1 protein-coding gene is annotated in these 1,058 nt (G+C 44.0%); it reads left to right on the top strand.

Annotated features, from left to right (window positions below):
* Nucleotides 1-75: 75 nt before the first annotated feature.
* Nucleotides 76-1,058: terminase large subunit domain-containing protein (locus A7967_RS22115; RefSeq protein ID WP_209438572.1), on the top strand; the 983-nt coding region annotated here is incomplete at its 3' end.

The following is a 1,058-nucleotide window of genomic DNA, read 5'->3' as shown; positions in this document are numbered from 1 at the left end:
CTAGGTTTTTGACTAACAGATTAAGCGCTTTATAACGAATACACTGCCGCTATGGATTAATAAACGCGGTGCAATATGAAGGCGAACTACGGACCAGACATACGCAAAAAAGCACAAGATTTGTATGTTGTTGAAGGCTACACGGTGGACGAAATCGCCGAGCTTAACGATATGCCAAGTGCGCGTAGCGTTCGCCGTTGGGCTGAGGCGGGAAAGTGGGAGGATATGTGTCCAAGCTATAACGCCGAAATGGCCTTTAGCAAACGCATAAATGTACTGGCCGATAAAGACAATAAAACCGACGCTGACTATAAAGAATTAGATTTTTGCACGCGCCAATTATGCGCGCTTAATAAAAGTAAATTAGCCCCCACCCCTAAACAACGCGCAAGTAATGACGATGCGACTAGCAATAATAGCGGCGGCAGTCATAACAGTAATGATAAAAAATCGAAGAAGAAAAAGAAGAACGATTGCTCAGGCATTACGCTTGAAATGCTCAACACGCTTAAAGACACACTACTTTACCCGCACCAAAAACATTGGTTTGATAACCAAGACCACCGCGCCCGCTTTATACTAAAACCCCGCCAAATTGGCGCAACCTTCTATTTTGCGTTTGAAGCCTTTTACGATGCGATAGTAAATGGCCGCAATAAAATATTTATATCGGCGAGCCGCGACCAAGCCGAAGTATTTAAAGCCAATATTGTAGCGCTGTGCCGTGAGCATTTTAATATTGAACTAACTGGCTCGCCGATGGTGCTTAATTTAGCCGGCGGAAAAACGGTTAAGCTGATATTTAAGTCAACCAATGCGCGTACGGCGCAATCCGAATCCGGCGACTTATATATAGATGAAGTGTTTTGGATACCTAAATACAAAACGCTGCGCGGCCTTGCACAAGCCATGGCCACGCATAAGCATTTGCGTATTACCTACTTTAGTACGCCAAGTGTTACCAGCCACGAAGCGTATGATCATTGGAACGGTAAATGGTTTCGTAAAACCAAAGCCTGTAACGATCCTGAATTTGCTATTGATGTTAGCCATAAAAA

The sequence above is a fragment of the Pseudoalteromonas neustonica genome (assembly GCF_001653135.1).
Classification (GTDB): domain Bacteria; phylum Pseudomonadota; class Gammaproteobacteria; order Enterobacterales; family Alteromonadaceae; genus Pseudoalteromonas; species Pseudoalteromonas neustonica.
This window is presented reverse-complemented; position numbering and strand designations above follow the sequence as displayed.